General features: G+C 63.6%; 19 protein-coding genes and 2 tRNA genes. 4 read left to right on the forward strand and 17 right to left on the reverse strand.

What is annotated here, in order from left to right; translation table 11 throughout:
• Positions 1 to 20: 20 nt before the first annotated feature.
• The 6 genes from rplY to AB1Z25_RS18810 form a co-directional block, all read right to left on the reverse strand.
• Positions 21 to 308 carry a 50S ribosomal protein L25 gene (rplY, locus tag AB1Z25_RS18785; RefSeq protein ID WP_043589895.1) on the reverse strand — a complete coding sequence of 96 codons (288 nt, stop codon included), beginning with the start codon at positions 306 to 308 and terminating at the stop codon, positions 21 to 23.
• A gap of 60 nt (positions 309 to 368) precedes the next feature.
• Positions 369 to 1352 (reverse strand): ribose-phosphate pyrophosphokinase, encoded by a 984-nt coding sequence (locus AB1Z25_RS18790; protein ID WP_043589892.1) that lies wholly within the window; start codon positions 1350 to 1352, stop codon positions 369 to 371.
• Positions 1353 to 1440: 88 nt separating this feature from the next.
• A tRNA-Gln gene (locus AB1Z25_RS18795) sits at positions 1441 to 1515 on the reverse strand.
• A gap of 7 nt (positions 1516 to 1522) precedes the next feature.
• A complete protein-coding gene (gene ispE, locus AB1Z25_RS18800) occupies positions 1523 to 2380 on the reverse strand; it encodes a 4-(cytidine 5'-diphospho)-2-C-methyl-D-erythritol kinase (RefSeq protein ID WP_486635898.1) in 858 nt (285 codons plus the stop codon).
• A gap of 52 nt (positions 2381 to 2432) precedes the next feature.
• A complete protein-coding gene (gene lolB / locus AB1Z25_RS18805) occupies positions 2433 to 2972 on the reverse strand; it encodes a lipoprotein insertase outer membrane protein LolB (RefSeq protein ID WP_227105020.1) in 540 nt (179 codons plus the stop codon).
• Complete coding sequence (locus AB1Z25_RS18810; RefSeq protein ID WP_227105022.1) at positions 2972 to 4729, reverse strand: tetratricopeptide repeat protein; 1758 nt, start codon at positions 4727 to 4729, stop codon at positions 2972 to 2974. Before AB1Z25_RS18810 ends, lolB begins: the two co-directional genes overlap by 1 nt.
• Positions 4730 to 4807: 78 nt before the next feature.
• On the opposite strand from AB1Z25_RS18810, the gene mutM reads away from it, so the two are divergent.
• The gene (gene mutM / locus AB1Z25_RS18815) at positions 4808 to 5623 is read left to right on the forward strand and encodes a bifunctional DNA-formamidopyrimidine glycosylase/DNA-(apurinic or apyrimidinic site) lyase (RefSeq protein WP_107801968.1); all 816 of its coding nucleotides are present in this window, start codon (positions 4808 to 4810) and stop codon (positions 5621 to 5623) included.
• 40 nt (positions 5624 to 5663) lie between these two features.
• Entirely contained in the window at positions 5664 to 6479 is an 816-nt protein-coding gene (locus AB1Z25_RS18820) for a lysophospholipid acyltransferase family protein (protein WP_107800633.1), read from the forward strand.
• Between the two features lie 74 nt (positions 6480 to 6553).
• Here AB1Z25_RS18820 and AB1Z25_RS18825 read toward each other — a convergent pair whose 3' ends face one another.
• From AB1Z25_RS18825 to AB1Z25_RS18840, 4 genes are all read right to left on the reverse strand, one after another.
• Positions 6554 to 7708 carry an SGNH/GDSL hydrolase family protein gene (locus tag AB1Z25_RS18825; protein WP_486635899.1) on the reverse strand — a complete coding sequence of 385 codons (1155 nt, stop codon included), beginning with the start codon at positions 7706 to 7708 and terminating at the stop codon, positions 6554 to 6556.
• On the reverse strand, positions 7705 to 8742 hold the full coding sequence (locus tag AB1Z25_RS18830; protein ID WP_486635900.1) for an SGNH/GDSL hydrolase family protein: 1038 nt from the start codon (positions 8740 to 8742) through the stop codon (positions 7705 to 7707). Before AB1Z25_RS18830 ends, AB1Z25_RS18825 begins: the two co-directional genes overlap by 4 nt.
• Before the next feature lie 79 nt (positions 8743 to 8821).
• Positions 8822 to 10027: an MBOAT family O-acyltransferase gene (locus AB1Z25_RS18835; RefSeq protein WP_486635901.1), complete on the reverse strand. Its 1206-nt coding sequence runs from the start codon at positions 10025 to 10027 to the stop codon at positions 8822 to 8824.
• 304 nt (positions 10028 to 10331) lie between these two features.
• A complete protein-coding gene (locus AB1Z25_RS18840; RefSeq protein ID WP_107800637.1) occupies positions 10332 to 11153 on the reverse strand; it encodes a symmetrical bis(5'-nucleosyl)-tetraphosphatase in 822 nt (273 codons plus the stop codon).
• A gap of 129 nt (positions 11154 to 11282) precedes the next feature.
• On the opposite strand from AB1Z25_RS18840, the gene AB1Z25_RS18845 reads away from it, so the two are divergent.
• Positions 11283 to 13298 (forward strand): UvrD-helicase domain-containing protein, encoded by a 2016-nt coding sequence (locus tag AB1Z25_RS18845; RefSeq protein ID WP_486635902.1) that lies wholly within the window; start codon positions 11283 to 11285, stop codon positions 13296 to 13298.
• A 520-nt stretch (positions 13299 to 13818) separates the two neighbouring features.
• Here the strand turns inward: AB1Z25_RS18845 and AB1Z25_RS18850 are convergent.
• A complete protein-coding gene (locus AB1Z25_RS18850; protein WP_227105032.1) occupies positions 13819 to 14430 on the reverse strand; it encodes a c-type cytochrome in 612 nt (203 codons plus the stop codon).
• Positions 14431 to 14699: 269 nt separating this feature from the next.
• Between AB1Z25_RS18850 and AB1Z25_RS18855 the strand changes: the two genes are divergently transcribed.
• Positions 14700 to 14776, forward strand: a tRNA-Arg gene (locus tag AB1Z25_RS18855).
• Positions 14777 to 14953: 177 nt separating this feature from the next.
• Here the strand turns inward: AB1Z25_RS18855 and AB1Z25_RS18860 are convergent.
• From AB1Z25_RS18860 to pap, 6 genes are all read right to left on the reverse strand, one after another.
• Positions 14954 to 16816, reverse strand: coding sequence for an ABC transporter ATP-binding protein (locus AB1Z25_RS18860; protein ID WP_486635903.1), 1863 nt, complete (start codon positions 16814 to 16816; stop codon positions 14954 to 14956).
• A gap of 192 nt (positions 16817 to 17008) precedes the next feature.
• Positions 17009 to 17200, reverse strand: coding sequence for a hypothetical protein (locus AB1Z25_RS18865; RefSeq protein WP_048409471.1), 192 nt, complete (start codon positions 17198 to 17200; stop codon positions 17009 to 17011).
• A 369-nt stretch (positions 17201 to 17569) separates the two neighbouring features.
• The gene (locus AB1Z25_RS18870; protein WP_107800641.1) at positions 17570 to 18457 is read right to left on the reverse strand and encodes an NUDIX hydrolase; all 888 of its coding nucleotides are present in this window, start codon (positions 18455 to 18457) and stop codon (positions 17570 to 17572) included.
• A 176-nt stretch (positions 18458 to 18633) separates the two neighbouring features.
• Complete coding sequence (gene recD, locus AB1Z25_RS18875) at positions 18634 to 20331, reverse strand: exodeoxyribonuclease V subunit alpha (RefSeq protein ID WP_227105036.1); 1698 nt, start codon at positions 20329 to 20331, stop codon at positions 18634 to 18636.
• Positions 20332 to 20395: 64 nt separating this feature from the next.
• Positions 20396 to 21106: a substrate-binding periplasmic protein gene (locus AB1Z25_RS18880; RefSeq protein WP_486635904.1), complete on the reverse strand. Its 711-nt coding sequence runs from the start codon at positions 21104 to 21106 to the stop codon at positions 20396 to 20398.
• Positions 21099 to 22583 (reverse strand): polyphosphate:AMP phosphotransferase, encoded by a 1485-nt coding sequence (gene pap / locus AB1Z25_RS18885; protein ID WP_486635905.1) that lies wholly within the window; start codon positions 22581 to 22583, stop codon positions 21099 to 21101. The genes AB1Z25_RS18880 and pap overlap by 8 nt, the downstream gene beginning before the upstream one ends.
• Between the last annotated feature and the right edge of the window lie 107 nt (positions 22584 to 22690).

A 22690-nucleotide genomic window follows, 5' to 3' on the forward strand; every position in this document is an offset into this window, starting at 1 on the left:
CAGACGGCACGGCAGCTAGATTACACGCGAGCGAAGTCGATGTGCATTACTTGCTGTTTGTACGGGTGCATTTGGAACGCAGCCACTTTAACTTGTTCTTTCTGGCCGTCGATCACCAGATCCAGAACGGAAGTGTGGAACGCTTCGTTCTTCAGCGCGTAGTACATGGTGTTGTGGTCCAGAACGATGGATACGGCTTCTTTGGAAGCGCCGTAAACAACGGCCGGAACCTGGCCGGCGTGACGCAGGCGGCGGCTCGCACTCGTACCCGACTCTTCACGCTTGCTGGCGGTATATTCAAAAGACATGGCAAAACTCCAGTTTCAGATTAAAAGCACCCGGCCCGCCGCGACCAGCGGGCCCGATGTTCACGGCAGGCAGGCGCCCGCCGCAACCAGTTCCTCATTGAAGAGGTAGGACACCGATTCTTCATTGTTGATCCGGCGCAGCGTCTCGGCCAGCAGGCCGGCGATGGAGGCCACCCGGATGTTCGGGCAGGCTTTGGCCTCGGCGGTCAACGGGATGGTGTCGGTCACCACCACCATATCGATGTCGGAATTCTTGATGCGATCGATCGCCTGACCGGAGAAAATCGGGTGAGTCGCATAGGCCAGCACGCGCTGGGCGCCGCGCTCTTTCAGAGCGCTGGCCGCCTTGCACAGGGTGTTGGCGGTGTCGATCATATCGTCGACGATCAGGCAGGTACGGCCGGACACGTCGCCGATGATGTTCATCACCTCGGCCACATTGGCCTTGGGACGACGCTTGTCGATAATGGCCAGATCGGTGTTCAAGGCCTTGGCCATCGCGCGGGCGCGCACCACGCCGCCCACGTCGGGGCTGACCACGATCAGATCTTCGATGCGCTGCGAGCGAATATCCTTCAGCAGCACCGGCGTCGCGTAGACGTTGTCCACCGGAATGTCGAAGAAGCCCTGAATCTGGTCGGCGTGCAGATCGACGGTCAGCACCCGGTCGATGCCGGCGCTGGTCAGCATATTGGCCACCAGCTTGGCGGAGATCGGCACGCGGGCGGAACGCGGACGGCGGTCCTGGCGCGCATAGCCGAAGTATGGAATCGCCGCGGTAATACGACCGGCCGAAGCGCGTTTGAGCGCGTCGGCCATAGTCAGGATTTCCATCAGATTGTCATTGGTCGGCGCACAGGTCGACTGCAGAATGAACACGTCGCGTCCGCGTACGTTTTCCAGCAGCTCCACCGCCACTTCGCCGTCGCTGAACTTGCCGACGTCGGCGCGTCCCAACGAGATATCCAGATGTTTGACTACGTTTTGGGCCAGTTCCGGGTTCGCGGTCCCGGTGAATACCATCAAACTGTCGTATGCCGCCATGATTCGTGTGCCTTAGCTAGATAAAGAAAAAGCGTGTAAGGGATTCTTACACGCTTTTTTCATGCTCTCTCTTATTGAGAGAAAGTCTTGGCTGGGGAGGTAGGGATCGAACCTACGAATGCCGGAATCAAAATCCGGTGCCTTACCACTTGGCGACTCCCCAGTAACCTTTATTCAGCGCTGTCGATTAAGGGATGGACATCGAGTCCTTTTGCTAAAAACCCCTTATATTTTATCGACACCGCCTGATAAACTTTATCGGCTTCGTCTTTAGACTGGCACTCCAGAAACACGCAGGAACCGGAACCAGTCATCAGCGGCGAACCATATTTTCTTAATTCGGTCAGCACTTCATTCACCGCTGGGTACATATTCGAAACAACGTTTTGCAGATCGTTTCGTCGCTGCTGCGTTGTTTCGAGGATTCGCATTATGCCGACGACCCCTACCTCTGTCAACACCTCTTGCGAAAAATTTTGAAATACTTTGCCGGTGGGCACCTGCACCTGAGGGTGAATTACCACATACCATGCCGGCTTCAATTTGATTTCATTCAGTTTTTCGCCAACGCCGGTGGCCAGCGCGCTGCGCCCGAAAATAAACACCGGAACGTCCGCGCCCAGCTTCAAGCCCAGTTCCTGCAAAGTCGCCCGCGGCAGATTTAGCCCCCACATGCGGTTCAAGGCCAGCAAAACGGTGGCGGCGTCGGAGCTTCCGCCGCCCAAACCGCCGCCCATCGGTATCTTTTTGTCCAGACGAATGGCCACGCCCAGCCCGCACTGGGCATGGACCTGCAATAGACGCGCCGCGCGCACCGTCAGATCCTGCTCCGGGTCCACGCCGGCGATCGGCGTCTCCAGCACGATGCGGCCGTCGTCGCGCAAGGCCAGCGACACGGTGTCGCTGAAGTCGACGAAGCGGAACACCGTCTCCAGCAAATGATAGCCGTCCGGGCGCTTGCCGACGACGTGCAATAAGAGATTGAGCTTGGCCGGGGCCGGAAAGTCTTGGAATACGGGGGAACTCATCAACAGAACACCATGGCAATCATTAGAAATAATACGGAGGAAGCGACACGCGTCAGCGCCAGTCGCGGGTCACCACTCTGACCGTCAAACCGTCTCGGGCCAGATCCACGCGCTTGGGATAGCGCTCGCCGGACTCGGCCTCGCGCACAAAGCGGATGCGCCAACCCTGTTGCAGCAATTCGCCGTCGGGACGGACTTCGCTCGCCTCGCCCGGCACGGGCATGCCGCGGATCCACCAGGCCAGGCCGGACAGCGGCAGCGGCCAGCCCAGGGTTTTCTCGGTCAGGCTTTCCACATCCGCAGCCTGCCAGGCCTTGCCGTCCGCCAGCAGGGTGACGCCGCCGGCATCGCGGATCACTTCGGCCACGGTATTGCCCAGCGGCGAGTTGATCGCCAACTGATCGCGCTCAGGTTGGTGCCGCCAATCGAAGTTGGCGACATGCCCCTTGCCGTCCAGATTCACCGACAAACGTCCGCTGACCGCGAAGGGCTGGTCCGCGGACTGCGTCGCGGCGGGCATGAACACCGCCTCGCGCGTCGCGCAGCCGGTGAGCGCAAGAGACAGGGCCAGGATCAGACCGCTCCACTTCATCAATGGGCCCCCAGACGGCGCATGGTTTCGCGCAGCACATCATGTTCCGGACTCGCCTCCAGCGCCTTGTTCCACACCGCCAACGCCTCGTCCTTCTTGCCCAGCTTCCACAACACCTCGCCCAGATGCGCGGCCAATTCCGCGTCCGGCAACAGCGCATAGGCCTTCTGCAGCGTTTTCAAGGCGGCGTCCAGGCGGCCCAGCTTGTATTGCGCCCAGCCCAGGCTGTCCAGAATGGTGGGATTGTCCGGCTCGCTCTTCAGCGCCTTTTCGATATAGCCGAGCGCTTCCTGATGGCGGCTGGTGCGATTGGTCAGGGTGTAGCCCAGCGCGTTAAGCGCCTGAGCGTCGCCGGGCTTTTCCTTCAGCACTTGCTTGAGATCGCGTTCGGCGTTGCCGACATTGCCCAGGCTGTCCGACACCAGCGCCCGCTCGTACAACAACTCCGGCGCCTTGGGCATGCGCAGCAGCGCCTTGCTCAACAAGTCATGGGCCTTGCCGGGCTGCTTGCCCTCTCGCGCCAACTGGGACTGCAGCAAAGCCAGGGTGATCTTCTCCTGGTCGTTGCCGCCCAAGGGCGCCAGACGCGTCAGGGCCAGATCCAGCTTGCCGTCGCCGGCGTCCATGATCGCCAGCCGGCCTTGCGCCGGCAGGAATTGCGGCCCGGCGCCCACCATTTCATACCAGCCCCTGGCCCCGGCGGCGTCCTGACGCTCCTCGGCGATCTGGCCCAGGGTGTAGCGAATGAAATTGGCCTCCGGATGGCCGGCCGCCAGCGCCTGGCGCAGATGCCGCTCCGCCGCCGGCAGGTCGCGCATCTGATAAGCCATCAGACCGGACGCGTAGAGCAAATCGGGATTATTGGGATTGCTAGGCAGCAGCTGGTCGAAAGCCAGGCGCGCCTCGGCGAAGCGCTTGGCGCCCACCAACAGCCGCGGCTTGGCCAGCTTCAGTTCCAGGCCGGCGTTCGGCCGCCGCGCCAGTTCACGCTGCAGAAAATCGATAGCCTGCTCCGGCTGCTCGCGGCGAAGCCGGTCCACCTGCCAGGCCACCGGCAAGTCCCAGGCCGGCGCGATCTGCGCCAGCCTGTCGAATTCGCGGTTCATCGTGGCCTGATCGCCGGCCTCGGCGGCCACGGCCAGGAGCGCGAAACGCGCCTCGGCCAGGTCCGGATAGCGGACGGCGAATTGCTTCACCAGCTCGTAAGCGGCTTGTTTGTCGCTCTGGCGCGAGGTCAGCCGCGCCAGTTGAACGAAGATGGCCGGCGCCCGCTCCGGCTCTTTTTGCAGCAGCGCCTCGATCAGCGGCTTGCTTTCCGCCAGCTTGCCGGCGCGCAGCAGGGTGATGAACAGCTGTTCTCTCGCCGGCACCGAGTCCGGCGCCAGCTCCATCCACAGGGTCAGGGCTTCCGAGGTTTCCTTCAGCAGGCCGGCGAACATGGAGAATTCGGCCGCGCGCTGCGCCAGCCGCGGATCCCGCGTCTGACGCGCCAGTTCCAGATAGGTCACGGCGGAGGCGCCCACCGAGCCGCGCTGGGCGGCGATTTCGCCGGCCACCACGCCATAGAGGATTTCCGGCGTCAGCTCCGCCTTGGGCAGTAGGGTTTCGTCTTCTTTCTGCGTGATCGCGGCCTCGTCGCCGGCCGGTTTGCCGGCATCGACCGACTTCGCCGCGCCCGGGTGCTTGAAATTGGCGCATGCCGACAGCAGCGCGACCATCAGCAAAGGGAGTGTTTTTTTCAGCCGTTGCATTCGCATGGAGTCAGAGACCTGCTTATAAACCTGTTGAATGCGTAGAATAGCATGACCTGTTTTTATCTTCGCGCCATTCTACCCATGCCTGAACTGCCAGAAGTCGAAACCACCCGTCGCGGGATTCTGCCCCATTTATTGAACGCCACGCTGGAGGGCGCCGTGGTCCGCCACGCCGGCCTGCGCTGGCCGGTGCCGCCGGAACTGCACGCCGCCTTGCGCGGTCTGACGATACGTTCCGTCGATCGCCGCGCCAAATATCTGCTGCTGGGCACCGACGCCGGCACCCTGATCATCCACCTGGGCATGTCCGGCAGCCTGCGTTTCTTGCCGGCCGACACTCCGCCGGAGAAGCACGACCACATCGATCTGCTGCTGGGCCCCAATGTGCTGCGTTACCGCGATCCCCGCCGCTTCGGCGCGGTGTTGTGGCATGTCGGCGCCATCGAGCACCACCCCCTGCTGCAAGCGCTGGGACCCGAACCGCTGTCCGATGGCTTCGACGGCGACACCCTGATCCGGGCCGCGCAACGCCGCGGCAGCGCGGTCAAGCTGATGCTGATGGACAATCACGTGGTGGTGGGCGTCGGCAATATCTACGCCAACGAGGCGCTGTTCCACGCAGGCATCCATCCCGCCCGCGCCGCCAACGCGGTGCGCGACGGAGAATACCGCCGGCTGGCCGAGGAAATCCGCAGCGTGCTGAACCGCGCCATCCAGGCCGGCGGCAGCACCTTGCGCGACTTTGTGCACAGCGACGGCAAGCCGGGTTATTTCCAACAGACTTATATGGTGTACGGCCGTCAGGACCAGCCCTGCCGCCAATGCGGCACGCCGATCCGGCATTTGCGCCAGGGCCAGCGCAGTTCCTACTATTGTCCGCTATGCCAGCCATGCTAGAGTTACGGCCTCAACCTTGCGCACCGAGCCTCAAAGCATCTTGAAGTCAATCGCCACAACCTCTTTGCTCACCCGGATAGGACGCGTCGCGCGCCTGTTCGGCCACCTGGCCGTCGGTGTTTTCATCCTGGCCACCCGTTATTCTCGGCTGGCCCACGCCGAGCGCGCCGTCGTCACCCGGCGCTGGGCCGCTCACGCGCTGAAGATCCTCGGCATCAGCGTGCGGATCCACGGCGTCAACCCCGGCTTTTACCCGCCCAACACCCTGCTGGTGGCCAACCACATTTCCTGGCTGGACATCTTCGTGCTCAATAGCTGCACGGTGTCCCGCTTCGTCGCCAAGCGCGAGCTCCGCTCCTGGCCTGTGCTGGGCTGGCTGGCGCATCTGGGCGGCACCCTGTTCATCGACCGCAGCAAACGCAAGGACGCCAGCCGCGTTTACAAGGCGCTGGCCCACGCCATGGAAAACGGCGCCTGCATGGCGGTCTTCCCCGAGTCCACCACCTCGGACGGCCTGGCCTTGCTGCCGTTCAAGGCCTCGCTGTTCGAAGCCGCCTTGCTTTCGCGCGGCACCGTTCAGCCGGTCGGCCTGCGCTATTACGGCGCAGACGGCGAACAGACGCTGGAGCCGGCCTTCATCGGCGACCTGACCTTTTTGCAAAGCGTGCGCAAAGTGCTGGCGATGCCGGCGATGGAGGTGGAGGTCAGTTACGGCCAACCGCTGAAAGCCTGGGAAAACGGCCTGGACACCCGCTTCGCGCTGGCGCAGCAGGCGCAGCAGGAAGTGGCGCGTGCGCTGCGCCTGAGCCCTCCTCCGGCCGCGGAAGCGGCGCAGGAACCGGCTCGGCAACACTGAGCACCTGCTGCGAAGCCTCGCCAATGCAAAAGCCCCCGGTTCCGGGGGCTTTTCTCATCCAGCGCCGACTACGCTCACAGGCTGAGCCGCGCCATCAGATTATCGAACAAATCGTCGGCCAGCTTGGCATAGCCCTGCTGCGAGAAATGCACCATGTCCGGCCGCGCCAGCTGCTGAGCCTGCCAGCGCTTCATGCTGCAAGGCCCGCCCATCGCCTGCTCCCAATCCCAATACAGCACATGGCTGTCGCGCGCGACTTTCTGCTGGATGCGCTTGACCGCCGCCAATTGCAGCGGGCGGCCCGGCGAGCACTCCTTGCTGGCCGCGCCGCGCTTGCGCGCGGCGTCCTGCGCGCCCAGCATCAGGATGGCCGCCTGCGGCAGATCGCGGCGCACGGTGTTGATCGCCGCCTGCAGATTGAGCTGGTACTCGATCAGGTCCAGCCTATCGTCAAAGGCCTCGTTGACGCCGTAGGCCAGGATCACCAGGTCGCTGTTTCGCTCCGCCAGCTGAGCGCTCCAGCTCTTGCCCCAGCGCTGCCAGATCGACAGCTGGGCGCCGTTGCTGCCTATGCTGTCCAGCACCACGCCGGGCGCCAGCCGCTCCAGCTCGACGCCGCCCAGCTCCACCGCCGGCAGCGCGCCGGCGCGCACCACAAAGGGGAAGTACAGCTTCTGCTCCACCGTCTGCCAGCCCCTGCCCGCCTCCGGCGGATTCAGTTTGCGGCTGCCGTGGCCGTCATCCACTTCCAGCGCGCCGGCGCCGTCCTGAGCCGCCCGCACGCGGAAGCGCGCGCGCCACAGGCCGTCCAGCGGATTGCGCGGCAGTACGCTGATGGCGGCGCCCGGCCGCTGCGCCTGAGCAATATAACCGCCCAGCGGGAAGTCCGGATCACCGTCTTTGCGGCTATTGATCAGCGTCCAGCCCTCGCTGCGCGCCATCACCAGCGCGTGGCGCTGGCCCGGCACCGCCATCGGCGGCGTCCAGCCGATGCCGGCGTCGCCGAACTTGGCCTGGAAACGCTCCCGCAGCGTGCCGGTCAGATAGTCGGCCGCGGTATGCGAATCCCCCAGCTGAGTAATGCGCACCGGCTGCACGGCGGTGGAAATCGCCTTCAGCCGCGACGCCAGCCTCGCCAGATTGATCTCGCCGAAATCCTGCACCGGCGCGGCCAGCGCCGATGCCGCCGCCAGCCAGCAGGCCAATGCCCCGCTGATTCTCAACTTCATTCAAACCTCAATTCTGCCAACACGCGCCGCGCCAGCAAAACCTGGCCCTGACGGGTGAAATGAATGCCATCGGCGGTGCGCACCGCCACTTCGCCCTGATCGGGCAAGGTCATGAACTTGGTGAACGTTTCGTCCTCGCTGCCCAAGGCCTCGCGGGTGGACAGATAGCGCTGACCCGCGCCTTCCACTTCCTCGCGGAAGACGCCGTTAATGTACTGCACGCCGCGATTGAGCTTGTCCTTGCCCATATTCGGCGCGCCCAGCCACAGCAATTGCGTCCCATGCTTGCGGGCCGAAGCCAGGATGGCGCGGATGCGTTCGCGGTAGCGCTGTTCCCACTCCTCGGAGGCGAAACGGATGTAGCGGCTGCCGCCCACCATGTCCCAAGTATCGTTGGCGCCCAGGAAGACCACCACCAGACCGGTGTCGGGATTCGCCGCCAACTGCCGTTCTATCGTGTCCGGCCAGTTGAAGAAATCCGGATAGGTCAGACCGGTGCTCTGCTTGCTGAGATCCAGCGCCTTGATCTGGTGCAGCTTGAACAAGGGGCGCAGCAAATGCGGCGCCACGCCCTGCATCATGGAGTCCCCGGCCAGCAACACCTTCTGTCCCGGACGCAGCAAGATGCGGGCGTCCTTGGGCGCCGCTTGCTGCGGCGGGGCCGACGGCGGCCGCGGCGCCGGGGCCGCGTTCGGCAAGGCCGCCGTTGCCGTTGTCTGCGCCGCCGCCGGCTCCGCCGGCGCGCTTGCCGGCGGCAATGCCGGCCTCAGGCAGCAGGCGTTGAAATAGGCGATCATCTCGTCGTCCCAACGATCCAGCCGGCTCAGCAGCCCTCGGCTCTGATCGCGAAACTCCCGCCCCAGTTCCGCGCCCAAACGCCAGACGCTCAGCTCGGACAAGGCTTCCAGCTGGCTGGGACGGTGAAAGGTCTGCCGCCAATAGGCGTTGATCGAGCTCTGCTCGATCCAGCACAGCAGCAGCATGCTGCTGCCTAGGATGGCCAGGGCCTGGCGGATGGCGGAACGGGCGATCATTTGACGCTTGCCTCAATGCGGTAAGGAATGAAACGCGCGGCGGCGGATGCGCAGCCGCGCCGGCACGACTAAAACACGGTTAAAACTGGTAATAGATAAAACCCGGAATGCCCGGCGGCGACACCACGATGATCAGCAAGGCGCAGCCGGCCAGCAAGCTGGGCTTGCCCCACCACGGCAGGCGGCCCAGTTGGGCGATGCCGCGTTCGCAAACCGCGCCCAGATGAGGCAGCGCGACAAACGCCGCCGCGCTCAGCGCCAGAAAGCCCGGCGCGTTCAGCGTCAGTTCCTGGCCGGTGCCGGCCATGGCCTCCAAAAAGCTCCAGGCGTCCTCCAGCGACGCGGCGCGGAAAAACACCCAGGCCAGGCAAACGTAATGGAAGGTCAGCAGCCGCGCCAGCCAGGCCCAACGCCGCGTCAGCGCCTCCTTGCCCAACAGCCGGTCCCCCAGGTTCAAGCCCACCACGCCCAGGCCGTGCATGCCGCCCCACACCAGGTATTTCAGGCTGGCGCCGTGCCACAGGCCGGACAGCAGCATCGCGGCCAGCAAATTGAGCTGGGCGCGGGCAAAGCCCAGCCGGTTGCCGCCCAAGGGGATATAGACGTAGTCGCGAATCCAGCTGGACAGCGACATATGCCAGCGCCGCCAGAAGTCGCGCAGATTGTGCGCCAGGTAGGGCGCGTCGAAATTGCGCGGCAACTGGATGCCCAGCAATAAGGCCAGGGCGGTGACCAGATCGGTGTAGCCGGAGAAATCCAGATAGATCTGGAAGGCGTAGGCGTAGAAAGCCGCCCAGACCTCCAGCGCATGATAGGTTTCCGGCGCGCTGAACACCGGGTCCACCCAGGCGCTGGCCAACCAGCCGGCCAGCCACAGTTTCTTGGCCAGGGCCAGCACAATCAGACCCAGCGCGCGATCCAGTTGCAGGATGTGGCGACGCGCGCCGCTGCGCAGCTGCTCCAGCAGACCGGTGGCGCGACAAATCGGCCCGGCCAACAAGGTGGGAAAGAACGCCAGGAACAAACCCAGCTCCCTGGCCCGGGCGAAACGCAATTCGCCGCGATACAGGGACACCAGATAACTGACCGATTGAAAGGTGTAAAAGGAAATGCCCACCGGCATCAGGAAATCCACCGCCGGCAATATCGCGGCGATACCCAACGCATGCAGCCCCGCTTGCGCGCTTTCGCGGAAGAAATCGAAGTATTTGAATATCGCCAGATTGCCCACCGCCATCAGCAAACCCGCGCGCAACCAACGCTTGGGCCGGACGGAATCAAGCATCCGCGACGATATCAGGGTCAATAACAGAGTATAAACGGCAAGAATCAGCGCAAATCGCCAATCAAGCTTGGCATAAAAGGCGTAACTGCCCAATAACAGCAAACCATTCTGCCAATCCGTGCGCTTGCGGCACAGCCAATACAGGGCGAAAAAGGCGAGGAATGCCAGCGCGAACTCAATGGAAAGGTAACTCATACAAATAAAAAAACGGCTCTGGCAAGAGCCGCGATTATGACAGCCATAGGGCCTGGCTGACTATGGCTTGTCGATATTTTATTTACGGCGGCGCAGCCGCCCATACTCTTTAGGCGGTGATTTCGCGATAAGCCGAACACGGCAGGGAGAATAAGGCCTGGTCCCCCAAACGCATCGCGGTCAGGCTGCCGCCCCACAAACAACCGGAATCAATCGCCACCACGTCGTCGGTGATATGCACGCCCAGCGCCGACCAATGGCCGCAGATAATCGGCATCTCGCCCTGCCAGCGCCCCGGCGCCTCGAACCAGGGCGTCAGCCCGGCCGGCGCGTTCTCCAGCTCGCCCTTGTAATTCAGATCCATCTCGCCGTCGCGGTTCAAGAAACGCATCCGGGTCATCGCGTTGACGATCACGCGCAGACGGTCGGAGCCGCGCAGCTCCTCGTTCCAGCGCGTCGGCCGGTTGCCGTACAGTCGAGACAGGAATTCGCGGTGCTTGGGGCCGGACAAGCCGGCCTCCACTTCCTCCGCCAGATCCAGCGCGCGGTCTATGCTCCACTCCGGCAGCAGGCCGGCGTGCACCATCGCGTAGCCGTGGCCGGCTATCATCATAGGCTGGCAGCGCAGCCAGTCCAGCAGCACCTTGCCGTCGGCGGCATTGAGAATGTCCAGCACCGTGTCGCTGCGATGCAGCTTGCCGAAACCCTCCGCCACCGCCAGCAAATGCAGATCGTGGTTGCCCAGCACGATCTCCACCTGATCCTGATGCTGGAACACCCAGCGCAGCACTTCCAGCGATTGCGGCCCGCGATTGACCAAGTCTCCCGTCAGCCACAGGGTATCCTTGCCGGGGTTGAAATCGATTTGCCGCAGCAACTGCTGAAACGGTTGGAAACACCCTTGAATGTCGCCAATAGCGTAGATGGCCATATGCACCTCATAAGTGGCGGATCGATCTGAGACGTCATCCGCGGATAGCGCCATGATACCGCATGCTACAATGCACTGGCTGAGTTACCGATTTACTGCGCCCCGCCGGGCCCCTTCCCCCATACCGCCATGTCCGCTCCCTTGCTCAATCCGCCGCAGCGCGCGGCGATCCAGTATCTTGACGGCCCCTTGCTGGTGCTTGCCGGCGCCGGCTCCGGCAAAACCCGGGTCATCACCTTCAAGATTTCGCACCTGATCCGCGAAGGCGGCATCAATGCGCGCAATATCGCCGCCATCACCTTCACCAACAAGGCCGCGCGCGAGATGCTGGAACGAGTGGGCAAGCTGATGACGCCGGCGGAGATCCGCGGCATCACCGTTTCCACCTTCCATTCGCTGGGCATGCAGATCCTGCGTCAGGAAGCGCCGCACCTCGGCTATAAGCCTCAGTTCTCCATCCTGGACGCCTTCGACGCCGGCAAGATCATCTCCGACATCCTGAAGACTACCTCCAAGGATGAGGTGCGCAAGGTGCAGAGCCAGATCTCGCTGTGGAAAAACGACCTGAAAACGCCAGACCAGATGCTGCTGGAAGCCCAGGGCGCGTGGGAAAGCGTCTGCGCCTCCACTTACGTCGCCTATCAGGACACCTTGAGCGCCTACCAGGCGATGGACTTCGACGACCTGATCCGCCTGCCGGTGCAGCTGTTCCAAAGCAATGAAGACGTGCTGCAGAAGTGGCAGAACAAGCTGCGCTACCTGCTGATAGACGAATACCAGGACACCAATACCTGCCAGTACCAGCTGGTCAAACTGCTGACCGGCTTGCGCGGCATGTTCACCGCGGTGGGCGACGACGACCAGTCCATCTACGCCTGGCGCGGCGCCAATATGGAAAACCTGCGCTTGCTGCAAAGCGACTTCCCCAAGCTCAAGATCATCAAGCTGGAGCAGAACTACCGTTCCACCGCCCGCATCCTGCGCGCGGCCAACTCGGTGATCTCCAACAATCCCAAGCTGTTCGAGAAACAGCTGTGGAGCGAGCTGGGCCTGGGCGAACCCATCCACGTGGTTCAGTGCAAGGATGAAGAGCACGAGGCGGAAACCGTGGTGCAAAGGCTGCTGGCGCACAAGTTCGAATACCGCACCGAGTTCAAGGACTACGCCATCCTCTATCGCGGCAACTATCAGGCGCGCATCTTCGAACAAGCCTTGCGCAATCAGCGCATCCCCTACCAGATGGCTGGCGGCCAAAGCTTTTTCGACAAGCCGGAAATCAAGGACATGCTGGCCTATATGCGCATGATCGCCAACCCCGACGACGATCCGGCCTTCATTCGCGCGCTGACCACGCCCAAGCGCGGCGTCGGCGCCGCCACGCTGGAACGGCTGGGCGCCTGGGCCGGCGAACGCGGCAAAAGCCTGTTCGCCAGCGCCCATGAGGAAGGCTTCCGCCTGCAAGTGCAAAAGGCCCAGCTGGAGCCGCTGGAACAGTTCTGCGACTTCATCGCCAATCTGCAATACCGCGCCACCCGCGAGGACGGCGGCCCGCTGGCGATGGAGATGATGCAGGCCATAGGCTACGAGGCCTGGCTTTACGATAGCGAGGACAGCCCGCGCATCGCCGAAACCAAGTGGAAAAACATCCTGGAAATGGTGAGCTGGCTCAGCCGCAAGGGCGAGGACAGCGGCAAGAACCTGGTGGAGCTGACCCAGACCATCGCGCTGATCACCATGCTGGAAGGACGCGAGGAAGGCGAGGTGGACGCGGTTAAAATGTCCACGCTGCACGCGTCCAAGGGTCTGGAGTACCCGTATGTTTTCCTGGTCGGCACCGAGGAAGGCATCCTGCCGCACAGCGAATCCGTCGACAACGGCATGGTGGAGGAAGAACGCCGGCTGATGTACGTCGGCATCACCCGCGCCCAGCGCATGCTGACGCTGACCTATTGCGTCAAACGCAAGCGCGCCGGCGAATGGCAGTTCGTCGAACCGTCCCGCTTCATCAGCGAGATCAACGGCGACGATCTGCGCCACTTCGGCAAACCCGGCGCCGAGCCCATCGTCAGCAAGACCGAGGGCAAATCGCGGCTGGCCAGCCTCAGCGCGATGCTGGCCAATAAGGAAAAGCCGGCCGAATCCTGAAAAGCCGAACAAGCCCTGCCCGCGTGGAGAATAGCGCGCGATGTCCGCCGCTTCGGCATGCCCAGATGACCATGGCCATCTCGCGTTCTCAGTCGCTTGACTTGTCGCGCGCAGGTTCGCCAGGCTTTGAACAGACGCTGAGCACCCGCCCCAAGCCGCGAGAACTTTCGCCTGCGTCGCCAGTCCATCCTGGCTGGCGCGACGCGCAAAAGAAAATGGCGCCAGTGGCGCCATATGAAGAATGAGGAACATCTCTGGGTGAAGCGAAAGTGGAAAGCCACTGAATCCCCACACCAAGCCGCGAAGCGCCTGACGCTTCACGACCTAAACAGATGGACTCATCATGCACCATGCGCCCCGCCAGGGCACCTGTCCCTTGTTACAGCGGGGTTTTGTTGACATAGCACATTGCCATTTCATCCAGTCAAAATTTTCCCAAAAACATAGGAACCCCCGCTTTTGGGCGATAAAAAACGCCTTGCAACCGTGCAAGGCGTTTTTTGCTGCGTTGATCCGCGGCTTATTTGGAATTATTCACCATGTACTCGACGGCGGAGCGGAACTCGGCGTCGCTGCCGGTATAACCGCCTTTAGCCGGCATCGCGTTCAAGCCCTTGATGCCGATCTTGACCACTTCGTCCAGACCCGGCTTCAGACGTTCAGCCCAGGCCGCCTTGTCGCCGAACTTCGGCGCGCCGGCGATGCCGGCCGCGTGGCAGGCCATGCACACGCTGTCGTAGATTTTCTTGCCCACCACGGCCGGGTCCGCCGCCGCGGCCGCGCCGCCTGCGCCGCCCACCGGCGGTTCGGTGAACTTTCCGCCCGCGGAGTTGCCCATATAGGCTACCGCGCGCTTCACTTCGTCATCGCTCAGGTCGGTGGCGCCGCCCTTGGCCGGCATCGCGTTGAAGCCCTGCAGCGCGTGCTGGGTCAGCGTGTCCCAGCCCTTGGCGATGCGCGAACCCCAGGTGGCGGTGTCGCCGAACTTGGGCGCGCCGGCCAGGCCGGTGCCGTGACAGGAAATACAGATGCCTTTATATACCTGTTCGCCAGTGCGCATTCCCGGAGGCGCGTCGCTGGCCTTGGCTTCGCCGACCGGTTTCAGGCGAGACGCAATGGCCTCCTTGGTCATTACTTCGGCATCCACGTTGTAACCGCTGGTAGCCAACTTGGCCAAAAGCCAGATTGCCACTACAAGAAAGACAACGACGCCAACCAGCACTTTGATGACCTGGCCGGGAGCCATTCCGTTCTCATTACTCATTACGAGCCTCGCCTGGAATTAATGACATTTAAAATAGGATAATTATACGGTAAGCCTGAAGGCAAGGCAAAACCATACACTGGACTCGGGTAAGGAAGTTGCGCTATGATGCGGGCCTGCCTCAAAGCAAGCACAGCGCACCCGTAGCTCAGTTGGATAGAGTGTCAGTTTCCGAAGCTGAAGGTCACAGGTTCGATCCCTGTCGGGTGCGCCACAACATCTCAGTATTTTCCGTTTTTCCGCTTTTTCCCATTATTTTTCCGCGACGCGCGCCGAAACCGCGTTTTCGTCTAAACGCGTCCTGCGTCGCCGCAGCCGTCTTCCCGTCTCCGCAATGAAAAAAGCGGGCCGCTTGCGCGTCCCGCTCTCTTGCCTTGGACTTGACTCGGCCTCAGGCCAGCGTCGCCACCGGCTCCGCTGCGTCGTCATCCTCTTCGCCGAGGAAGCCCCCGCTCTGATGCGCCCACAGCCGCGAGTACAGGCCGCCCTTGGCCAGCAGGCTGCGGTGGTCGCCCTCTTCCACGATGCGCCCCTTGTCCAGCACGATCAAGCGGTCCATCGCCGCGATGGTGGACAGCCGGTGGGCGATGGCCACCACGGTCTTGCCCTCCATCAGCCGATACAGACTGCACTGAATCGCCGCTTCCACTTCCGAATCCAGCGCGCTGGTGGCTTCGTCCAGCAGCAGGATGGGCGCGTCCTTCAACATCACCCTGGCGATGGCAATGCGCTGGCGCTGACCGCCGGACAGCTTGACCCCGCGTTCGCCGACATGAGCGTCGTAGCTGACGCGGCCCTTGGGATCGGTCAAAGTCAGGATGAAGTCGTGCGCCTCCGCGCGGCGCGCGGCGGCTTCCATCGCCGCGTCGTCGGCGTCCGGCCTGCCGTAAAGCAGGTTGTCGCGCACCGAGCGGTGCAGCAGCGAGGTGTCCTGCGTCACCATGCCCACCTGAGCGCGCAGACTGTCCTGCGTCACCCGCGCGATATCCTGGCCGTCGATCAGAATGCGGCCGCCGTCCAGATCGTAAAAGCGCAGCAAGAGATTGACGATGGTGGATTTGCCCGCGCCGGAGCGGCCGACCAGGCCGATCTTTTCGCCCGGGCGTATCGTCAGCGATAGCTGTTCAATCACGCTCTTGCTGCCGCCGTAGCTGAAATCCACCTGATCGAAGCGGATCTCGCCCTGCTTCACCGCCAAGGGCTTGGCGTCGGCGCTGTCATTGACCAGCACCGGGCGCGACAGGGTGGCGATGCCGTCCTGCACCGTGCCCACTTGCTCGAACAGCGAAGCCATCTCCCACATGATCCAGTGCGAGATGCCGTTCAGACGCAGCGCCATCGCGGTGGCCGCCGCCACCGCGCCGACGCCGACTTCGCCCATGCTCCACAGCCACAAGGTGGCGCCGGCGGTGCTGGCGATCAACAACATGCTCAGGCTGTGGTTGATGATTTCGAAGCCGCTGATCAAACGCATCTGGCGATAGGCGGTGGCCAGGAATTCCTGCATCGCGCCGCGGGCGAAGCCGGCCTCGCGCTGGGCGTGCGAGAACAGCTTCACCGTGGCGATATTGGTGTAGGCGTCGGTGATGCGGCCGGTCATCAGGCTGCGCGCGTCGGCCTGGGCGGTGGCGGCCTGGCCCAGACGCGGCACGAAGAAGTACAGCGTGGCCACGTACAAGGCCAGCCAGGCCAGGAAGGGCCACAGCAGACGGCTGTCGAAACTGCCGACCACGGCGATCATGGTGACGAAGTAAATCACCACGAACACCAGGATGTCGGCGACGATCATCACCGTTTCCCGCACCGCGATCGCGGTCTGCATCACCTTGGCGGAGACCCGCCCGGCGAATTCGTCCTGATAGAAATTCATGCTCTGCCGCAGCAGGTGGCGGTGGAAATTCCAGCGCAGCAGCATGGGGAAGTTGGCGGACAGGCCCTGGTATTTGATCAGCGCCTGCACGGCGATCAGCAAGGGACTGGCCAGCAGGATGCCCGCCAGCAGCAAGAGATTATGGCGTTGCGCGTCCCACAACAGCGCGGGCTTGACCGCGCTCAGCCAGTCCACGACGGAACCGAGCATGGAGAACAGCAAGGCCTCGAAGGCGCCGATGCCGGCGGTCAGCAAAATGACGGCCGCAATCAGGCCGCGCAGGCCGCGGGTACAGAACCACAAAAATGGGAAAAAGCCCTTGGGAGGTTGGGCCGGAGACGTGTCGGGATACGGATGGATCCGCTTTTCGAACCAGTTGAACAAAGATCGCTCCAGTGCAGAGGCCGCCTCTTGAGCCGCGCCTGCTTTGGGTTTAATGGGAAGTAGGACAATAGCCAAGCGCTGAAAATCGCGCAATGGAAAGTTGGCGTCGACCATGCCCGCATTTGTCATATTCAGCCAATAAACGCGAACAGGGTTGATTTGTAGGCAACTACATTGGCTAAAACGCGACAGTCAGCACAACTCCTCGAGCTTTTCCGTCTTGCGGCTGCGCAGGTCCACCACGCGGTGAATCTCGATGCGCAGCTGGCCGCGATAAACGTTCCACATCACCAGCGCGGCCCGCCGCGCTTGTTCCTGGCTGGGATGCAGCGGCCCGCTGTCGTCAACGCCGAACTGCTCCGAGATCAGTTTCAAACGATACATCCCCCTTGCGCCCCCCTAAGGCCGCGGCGTCCGCTTTCACCGCCGGCAAAAAGTGAGAAACTCGCCATGCCGATGTTTCCTTGATTTCGCCAAAAACAAACCATTGACATAATTTTACGCGAAGCAAGCGCCGTTTCGCGGACGGCGGCGCTTAACGACACGAGTATTTGACGCGGGAAACAGCGCGGGCCAAGGGCCCTTGGCATTTATTGACGGATTTTTCCGCTCTTGAGAATGATTCTACCCATTACCGGCGGCATCAGGCAAAGATTCCTGAATTAATTCACGCAGATGTAATATAAACGGATAGAACAATAGCGAGAGAGCCGCGCCGGCCACTGTGAAGAGCGTCCCGGCGCGGCAAGGGAATCAGCAGGAGGTCAAGGCGTGCACATCGCTGCGCTGAGGGTGGCGGATGCGCGCCAAGGCGGCGTCTATCGTCGGGGTGCGCTCTCCCCAATAGCCGTGGCGCGCCAGACAATCGCTGGCGACCAGGGCCGCGTCTATCATGAAGCGCTCTTCCAACAGCAGGCGTTCCACTTCGGCGAACGGCGTCAGGATGTGCTCTGCCACCTCGCCGTCCTGGTTACAGGGCGTCTCCCCCGCATCCAGCCACAGATCGAAAGCGTAAATCCATTCGCGGTGCAGGCCGCGCTGCACCGGGCGCTCGGCCAGCAGCAAGCTGGATTGCGGCAAATCCCGCACCTGCTCGCGGCGCACGCCGGCTTCTTCCCACCCCTCGCGCTCCAGCGCCAGTTCTATGGTTTCGCCGGCGGCGACGCCGCCGCCGACCAGGTTGTCCATGCGATTGGGGTCCACCGCCTTGTGCGGGCTGCGGCGCCCCACCCACATCCGCACTTCGCCGGACGGCAAACGGGTCAGCCCGTTCAGGTGCACGGCGCGGCTGGTCAGGCCCAGCGGGCGGAAAGCGGCGCGTTCCAGCTCGAAATAAGGGGAGCCGTCGTGGCGGAAGGCGGTGAAGTTCTCATTGCGCCAGCCATTGAGCCAGCCGGCTTGCTGCCAGCGCCGCGCCGCCTGCGCCAGCGCGTGGCTGATGCTGCGGTAGCTGCCGTCCAGCCGGCAATGCAGTTTCTGGTATTGCTCCTCGAACAGCTGCGATTCGCTGTTCAGCAAGCGTTCCTTCCACGCCGCGTTGACCCAGCCCAAGCGCTCTTTGCCGATGTACAAAGGCGTGAATTGCTGACGATCAAAACGGGTGATCTTGTCGAGATAGGCCAGAACCGCATCCACTTGCATTGCCGACTCCGCTGCGATGTGTTTCGGGAAGGCTGCATCTTAGGATGCTTCTTGGGCTTTGACTATATCTGGCGTAACAGCCGGCAAATAAACAGATTATTTTGCGTTGGGATGTTGCGGAATTGTCTCGGCGGCCGCTTCGGCCAACCCTCCGTCCAGACAATTTAACGACTTTGTCATTTCAATTTATCCGCCAGCCCCGAGTAACGCTGCGGCGCCGCGACGGCCGCCTGTTCCCACACCGGCTGCGCGCCGGACACGAGGAAGCGCTCCCGCGCCCGGGTGATCGCGGTATACACCAGCGCCCGGTTCAGCAAGGGCCCCGCCGCTTCCGGCAGCTGCAGACAGACCTCGCCGAACTCGGACCCCTGGCTTTTGTGCACCGTCATCGCGTACACGGTGTCGTGCTGCGGCAGCCGGCCGGGGGCGAATTCGCGCCAGCCGCCGTCGTCGCCGGGAAAGGCCACGCGCAAGCCGGCCTCGCGCTGCACCGTGAAGCCGATGTCGCCGTTGAACAGGCCCAGGCCGTAATCGTTCTCGCTGATCATCACCGGCCGCCCCGGATACCAGTCGCGGCCGGCCGGCTTGTCGCCGTCGGCCTCCAGTTGCCGCTCCACGCGCAGATTGAAGGCCTCCACCTGCCGCCGTTCCGCCGCCAGCAGCATGAAGCCGGCGAAAGCCTGCTGCCGCTCGGCCAGCGGCGCGTCCGCGCGCACCGCCCGCCAATACGGCCGCCAGCGCGCCAGCACCTCCGCCGCCTCCAAGGCCGGCACCGCTTCCACATCGCCCCACTCCGGGTCCTGCAGCACCGCCCAACTGCCGACGCCGTCGCCCGCGTTCACCCGCCGCGCCAGTTCGCCGATGCCGGAATCGGCGCCGAAACGATGGCTGTGGGTCAGCAGCGCCACGCAATCGGTGAGCTTGCCGCCCGCGCCCGGCGTCGACGGCAGGGTTTCGCCGCAGTTCGCCCGCAGCCAGTCCAGAGTATCCGGACGGTAATGGATGTCGGCGCACAAATCGCCCAGCACCGCGCCGGCGTCCACCGAGGCCAGCTGATCGCGGTCGCCCAGCAGAATCAGCCGCGCCTGCGACGGCAAGGCCTCCACCATGCGCGCCATCAAGGACAGGTCTATCATTGACGCCTCGTCCACCACCAGCACGTCCAGCGGCAAAGGATTGCCGGCGTGATGGCGCGGCGCCGCCGCGCCCGGGCGCAAGCCCAGCAAGCGGTGCAGCGTCTGCGCCTGCTGCGGCAATTGCCGCAGCGTATCCTCGGCCAGGTCCAGCCGCGCGCGCGCGCCGCGCACCGACTCCGACAGCCGCGCGGCGGCCTTGCCGGTGGGCGCCGCCATCGCCATCACCAGCGGCCGCGGCGACAGGCCGGCGAGCAAGGCCAGCAGCTTGAGCACGGTGGTGGTCTTGCCGGTGCCCGGACCGCCGGAAATGATCATCAGGCGCTGACGCGCCGCCAGGGCCGCCGCCAGCTTCTGCCGGTCCGGACCCGCCGCGGACGCCGCGCCGAACAAGGCCTCCAGCAAAGGGCGCAAGCGCGCGCCGTCCGGCGCCGGTCCCGGCTCGGCCAGCGCGGCCAGGCGCTCGGCCAGCCGCGCTTCGTCGAACCAGTGGCGGGCGAAATACAGCCGGCCGGCGGCGTCCAGGATCAGGGGCGCGTAGTCGCCGGGGCGGCCGACCAGCGCGCTGGCCTGCAAGGCCTTGCGCTCCGGACGCTGCGCCAGCGGCAGGCAGACATGGCCGGCCTGATTGGCGCTGGCCAGCTCGTGGATCAACGCCAACGCGGCCTCGTCCACGCCGGGATCGAGACGGGCGAACAAGTGGGCGAGTTCGGCGGGCAACAGGGCTTGCTGGACAGACATGGCTTGAAATCCGGATGCTTTGCGCTCCGCGACGCGGAGCCGGAATGGGTAGACTCGAAGCGCTTCAGCGCAATTTGCCGCTATCTTGCAGCTGCTGAATCGCCTTGTCCAATTGCGGCAACAGTTGCCGATATTGCGGATGCAGGCGCAGCATCACCGACACGCTGCCCACGACGTCGCCCGCCGCGCAGGGCTGCGCCTCCGGCGCGCGGTTCAGCAGCAAGTCCAGCTGACGCTGGCTCAAGACAATGGCCTGCATGCTGCCCTGGCGCAGACCGCTGATCAGATCGCTTTCGCTGGCGGCCTCCACCCGCTTGAATTGCCCGCTGGCGAAACCGGCTTCCAGCACGGGGTAGCTGCGCCCCTGCAGCACCCCCAGACTCAGGCCGCTGAGGCTGGCCGGCGCCGCGCCCTTGCGCCGCTTGCCGGGGGCGAAGCACAGCCGCAGCGTCTGCACGTCGATGGGCCGGGTGTAGAAGCCGGCCACCGGCGACAGCGCGCGCCAGGACGGATTGACGCCCACCTCCACGTCCACCTTGCCCACCTCGAACAATTGCTGCAGCCGCGACGACGGATAGTAATCCAGTTCGAAGCGGACGCCGCTGTGCCGGCCGATCAGCTCCAGCGCGGCGCGGTACTGGGTGGCCAGCGCGCCGTCCTGGGCGCTGTACAAAGGGCCGAAGCTGTCGTTGGCCACGCCGGCGCGCAAGCCGGGCGCGGCCGCGGCCGGCATCGCCAGCAGCAAGGCGATCAGCCGGACGCCGCTCTCAAGCAAGCCGGGCTTCCAGCGCATCGCAAATGGTTTTGAGAATTTTGATGCGGGCATAGTATTTATTATTGGCCTCCACCAGCGTCCACGGCACCTTGCTGGTGCTGGTGCGGTCCACCATATCGCTGACGGCCAGCTTGTAGGCGTCCCATTTGTCGCGGTTGCGCCAGTCTTCCTCGGTGATCTTGAAGCGCTTGAAGCCGGTTTCCTCGCGTCCCTTGAAGCGCGCCATCTGTTCGTCCTTGCTGATGGCCAGCCAGAACTTGACGATGACGGCGCCGTTTTCGCTCAGCTGATGCTCGAAATCGTTGATTTCGTAATAGGCGCGCATCCAGTCCGCCTCCTTGGCGAAGCCCTCCACCCGTTCCACCAGCACCCGGCCGTACCAGGTGCGGTCGAAAATGGTGATGCCGCCCTTGCCCGGCATATGACGCCAGAAGCGCCACAGCCAGGGCTTGGCCTTTTCTTCCTGGGTGGGCGCGGCGATGGGCACCACCCGGTAGCGCCGCGCGTCCAGCGCCTGGGTGATGCGGCGTATGCTGCCGCCCTTGCCGGCGGCGTCGTTGCCTTCGAAAGCCAGCACCAGCGAATGCTGAGCAAAGCGCGGGTGACGGGTCAGCCGGTGCAGCCGGCCTTGCAGTTTTTCCAGCTCGGCCTTGTATTCGGCTTTGTCCATGGGCTGGTCCAGTTGCAGGGTGTCCAGCAACAGCTTGTTGTCTATCGGCGCCAGCAGCGGCGGCGCGTCTATCAATTCGGCCTGCGACCCCTGCGCCTGCGCCAGCCGGTTGCGGATGGCGTTGAGCAGGGTGTTGCCCACGGTCAGGCTGCGGTAATTGGCGTCCTCGCCGTCCACCACCACCCAGGGCGCGGCGGCGGTATTGGTCAGCCGCAGGATGTGCTCGGCGGATTTGCGTATCTTGTCGTAGCGCTCGTAATGCTCCCAGTCGGTCTTGGTCACGCGCCAACTGCTGGCCGGATCTTTTTCCATCTGCTTGAGCCGCTTGTGCTGCTGCTCCCGGGTCAGGTGGAACCAGAACTTCAGCACCAGCGCGCCGTCCATGGTCAGCATGCGTTCGAAGCGCAGGATGTCGAAGATCTGCTTGTCCAGCGCGTCGCGGTCGCTGCGGGCGAACACCCGGTCGAACAGGGCGTCGGAGTAATAGGAGCCGAAGAACATGCCGATGCGGCCCTTGGCCGGCAGCTGCATCCAGTAACGCCACATCCAGGGCCGGGCGCGGGCGTCGTCGTTGGCTTCGGCGAAGGCCACGGTGTCGATCAGGCGCGGGTCCAGCCATTCATTGATCAGATTCATGGTTTCGCCGCGGCCGGCGCCGTCGAAGCCGTGAATCAGGATCAGCACCGGAAAATCGGCTTTCTCCTTCAAATCGTATTGCAGGTCCAGCAAGGCCTCGCGCAATTTGGGCATGGCTTCCCGGAATGTCTTTTTATCGATGCTATGGCCGATTTCGGCGGATTCGAACATGATGCGTCCTTGTTATTGTCGGCCCGCGCCCGGCGCTACTCTCCCCTTCCGGCCGCGTTCCACTTCAGATAGTTCAGCTTAGTCCCATGACCGCGGCTTGCGCACTC

The organism is Chromobacterium sp. HL1, assembly GCF_057418835.1.

Excerpts from the sequence above, each read along its gene's own strand:
- AB1Z25_RS18845 (WP_486635902.1), top strand. The coding sequence starts at position 11,283 with ATGTCCGCTCCCTTGCTCAATCCGCCGCAGCGCGCGGCGATCCAGTAT.
- AB1Z25_RS18790 (WP_043589892.1), bottom strand. The coding sequence starts at position 1,352 with ATGGCGGCATACGACAGTTTGATGGTATTCACCGGGACCGCGAACCCG.
- AB1Z25_RS18865 (WP_048409471.1), bottom strand. The coding sequence starts at position 17,200 with ATGTATCGTTTGAAACTGATCTCGGAGCAGTTCGGCGTTGACGACAGC.
- AB1Z25_RS18870 (WP_107800641.1), bottom strand. The coding sequence starts at position 18,457 with ATGCAAGTGGATGCGGTTCTGGCCTATCTCGACAAGATCACCCGTTTT.
- pap (WP_486635905.1), bottom strand. The coding sequence starts at position 22,583 with ATGTTCGAATCCGCCGAAATCGGCCATAGCATCGATAAAAAGACATTC.
- rplY (WP_043589895.1), bottom strand. The coding sequence starts at position 308 with ATGTCTTTTGAATATACCGCCAGCAAGCGTGAAGAGTCGGGTACGAGT.
- AB1Z25_RS18840 (WP_107800637.1), bottom strand. The coding sequence starts at position 11,153 with ATGGCCATCTACGCTATTGGCGACATTCAAGGGTGTTTCCAACCGTTT.
- AB1Z25_RS18810 (WP_227105022.1), bottom strand. The coding sequence starts at position 4,729 with ATGCGAATGCAACGGCTGAAAAAAACACTCCCTTTGCTGATGGTCGCG.
- recD (WP_227105036.1), bottom strand. The coding sequence starts at position 20,331 with ATGTCTGTCCAGCAAGCCCTGTTGCCCGCCGAACTCGCCCACTTGTTC.
- ispE (WP_486635898.1), bottom strand. The coding sequence starts at position 2,380 with ATGAGTTCCCCCGTATTCCAAGACTTTCCGGCCCCGGCCAAGCTCAAT.
- mutM (WP_107801968.1), top strand. The coding sequence starts at position 4,808 with ATGCCTGAACTGCCAGAAGTCGAAACCACCCGTCGCGGGATTCTGCCC.
- lolB (WP_227105020.1), bottom strand. The coding sequence starts at position 2,972 with ATGAAGTGGAGCGGTCTGATCCTGGCCCTGTCTCTTGCGCTCACCGGC.
- AB1Z25_RS18835 (WP_486635901.1), bottom strand. The coding sequence starts at position 10,027 with ATGCTTGATTCCGTCCGGCCCAAGCGTTGGTTGCGCGCGGGTTTGCTG.
- AB1Z25_RS18825 (WP_486635899.1), bottom strand. The coding sequence starts at position 7,708 with ATGAAGTTGAGAATCAGCGGGGCATTGGCCTGCTGGCTGGCGGCGGCA.
- AB1Z25_RS18830 (WP_486635900.1), bottom strand. The coding sequence starts at position 8,742 with ATGATCGCCCGTTCCGCCATCCGCCAGGCCCTGGCCATCCTAGGCAGC.
- AB1Z25_RS18850 (WP_227105032.1), bottom strand. The coding sequence starts at position 14,430 with ATGACCAAGGAGGCCATTGCGTCTCGCCTGAAACCGGTCGGCGAAGCC.